Below are 2909 nucleotides of genomic sequence, written 5' to 3'. Positions count from 1 at the left end.
CATATATAAATTTTATCACATTACAATAATATTTATAAATATTATTAAAAAATATTCTTTATATAGCTAAAAAAATAAAATTGAGGTCATATTACAATAACCTCAATTTTATTAATTATAACAAGCCACAAAATGATTGTCGTTTATCTTTTTTAATTTTGGAGATGATTTTAAGCATTTATCACTTTTTAAATTACATCTACTGTAGAACTTACATCCACTGTTAAGTAGTGTTCCTTCTTCAATCGATATATCTGGTATTTTCCAATCTATATCACCTATTGGAAAAATCGAATCGACTAATAGTTTTGTATAAGGATGCATAGGATTACCTATAATCTCTTTTGCCAATCCAGCCTCTACTATGATTCCTTTATTTAAAACTATAATTCTATCGCATAATAATTCGACTAAAGCCAAATCGTGGCATATAAATAAATATGTGATGTCTTTTTTTTCTTTTAATTCGTTCAATAGAGATATTATCTGTCCCTGAATAGATACGTCTAAAGCACTCGTTATCTCATCACAGACTAAGATAGTTGGGTCTACAGAAAGTGCCTTTGCTATGGCTGCTCTTTGACATTGACCACCGCTTAATTCACTTGGGTATTTATCAGCACATTTCTCTTCTAATCCGACTAAGTTTAGTAGCTCCTTTATTTTAATTTTTCTATTCTCTTTAGGAATTTTATTGTTTTTAAGTAGCTCATCTATGCTTTTTCCTATTTTCATCCTAGGATCAAAACACCCAACTGGATCTTGGAATACCATTTGAATATCTTCGTATATTTTTCTAAGCTCTCGTCCCTTTAAATTTGTAATCTCTTTGTTTTTTAGAATAATTTGACCTTCTGTAGGTTTTTCGAGGCGAGTTATCTGCTTGGCAAGTGTGCTTTTTCCACTTCCACTCTCTCCGACTATCCCGAAAAACTCACCCTTTTTTACACTAAAGCTGACGTCGTCTAACGCCTTAAATTCTTCGCCATTTTTAGAGTATGTCTTTGTTATATTCTTTACCTCAAGTATTGTTTCTTTGTTATTTTCTAAATGATTTATCATAAAGCTATGTCCTCCATCAATACTTCACAAAGACTCCAATGGCTGTCATTGTAATATTTAGGATCTTGATTTGCTGTTCTACAAATGCTAGAAGCGTACTCGCATCTATCTGCAAATGCACATCCTTCCTTTCTATCTGTAAATTTGAAAGGATTACCGCCTATGCCTTTAGGAATACCTCCGTTTATAACTGGTACTGATTTTATCAAGGATTTAGTGTAAGGATGCTTAGGATTGTTAATAATGTCAAATTTATCTCCGTATTCCATCATTTGCCCGCCGTATATTACACCTATTTTATCAGCCATATAAGATACAACTCCTATATTGTGACTGACTAAAATTATACTCGTGTTCAGCTTTTCTCTCATTTTCATAAGCTCTCTTACAACCTGCGCTTGGACTGTTACATCTAGTGAGCTAGTCGGTTCATCCGCCAAAATCAATTTCGGCTCAAGCATCATAGATAGAGCTATTGCAACTCTCTGATTCATGCCCCCACTTAGCTCAAATGGATAGCTATTCCAGACTCTCTCTCCATCTGACAACCCCAAGAACTTAAAGGTATCTAGGGCTTTTACTTTTATCTCTTCTTTTGAAATATCTTTATGGCTTCTTATAGTTTCGATGATTTGTTTGCTTATTTTTCTAATCGGATTAAAAAACTCTAGCGGATTTTGAAATATCATAGAAATTCCATTTCCTCTGATATCTCTATATTCTTTTAAAGACAAGGATGTTATATCCTTGCCTTCAAAAGCTATAGTCCCAGATTGAATAGAAGCGTTGTTACCTAATAATCCTATTATAGATTTAATTAAAGTGCTCTTTCCACTTCCACTCTCTCCGACTATTCCGATTATTTCACCCTCATTTACACTCAGATTTATATTATTTAAAATATTTACATCGCTATAAGAAACACATAGATTATTTAAATCTAGTATGCTCATTTGTCCTCCTATCTACTATTCATCTATAGATAAATCTTTGTTTAATTCATAGTAATCACTTGTGCTTTGCTCAAATCCACTTACACTGCTCTTCATAGCATAACCCTTATTTAGATGTGCTACATAAGAAAATGCCACATCGTCATTACCTATTTGAACTATTTCATTTGCTAATTTTGCACGTTTATCTTGATCAAATTCTGTAGATAATTCATCTACTAATTTATCTACTTCTTTATTGCTGTATTTTCCGTAATTGCAATCACTATCAGAACCATAGCAATATCCTATAAAGTAATATGGATCTCCTATTGGAGCTGTTGTCCAGCTATATGCACATATGTCAAAATCCCCTGCACCTAATTGGTCCTCTACAGCTTCATATACATTTATATTGGCAATTTCAATTCCTACTTCTTTTAGCTTATCTTGTAGTGCAGTTGATATATCCTTAAGCTCTGCTCTTGAAGAATAAGTTATTATATCGAAAGATAATTTTTTACCGTCTTTTTCTAATATTCCATCGTTGTCAGTATCTTCGCATCCAGCTTCTTTAAGTAGTTTCTTAGCTTCTTCTACATCATAGCCATTATCTTTGACATCCTTACCTATATCCATACTACTTGGGAATGGTCCTTTAGCAACTACACCAGAACCTTGTAATAAGCTAGATACATAGCTGTCTTTATCTATACACATATCTATTGCTTTACGTATATTTTTATCGTTTAATAATTCATTTTTAAAATTGTAGTAAAGCATATAGACACGAGAAGTTGAATTAGTATCTACTTTATAATTATCGTCATTTTCAAATTTTTGTAAGTTAGTAAATGATAAACCTCCTGCTATATCTATATCACCAGATTGCAGTGATGCTGATATAGTATCATT

General features: G+C 32.2%; 3 protein-coding genes. All 3 read right to left on the bottom strand.

The genetic code is table 11. From position 1 onward, the window contains the following. Window positions 1–111: 111 nt before the first annotated feature. Complete coding sequence (locus tag MR593_RS07610) at window positions 112–1062, bottom strand: ABC transporter ATP-binding protein (RefSeq protein WP_290691568.1); 951 nt, start codon at window positions 1060–1062, stop codon at window positions 112–114. Next, window positions 1059–2015: an ABC transporter ATP-binding protein gene (locus tag MR593_RS07605; RefSeq protein ID WP_290691565.1), complete on the bottom strand. Its 957-nt coding sequence runs from the start codon at window positions 2013–2015 to the stop codon at window positions 1059–1061. The genes MR593_RS07610 and MR593_RS07605 overlap by 4 nt, the downstream gene beginning before the upstream one ends. Before the next feature lie 15 nt (window positions 2016–2030). After that, window positions 2031–2909: ABC transporter substrate-binding protein (locus MR593_RS07600; protein ID WP_290691563.1), on the bottom strand; the 879-nt coding region annotated here is incomplete at its 5' end.

It is taken from the genome of Intestinibacter sp. (assembly GCF_022780145.1).
GTDB lineage: Bacteria > Bacillota > Clostridia > Peptostreptococcales > Peptostreptococcaceae > Intestinibacter.
This window is presented reverse-complemented; position numbering and strand designations above follow the sequence as displayed.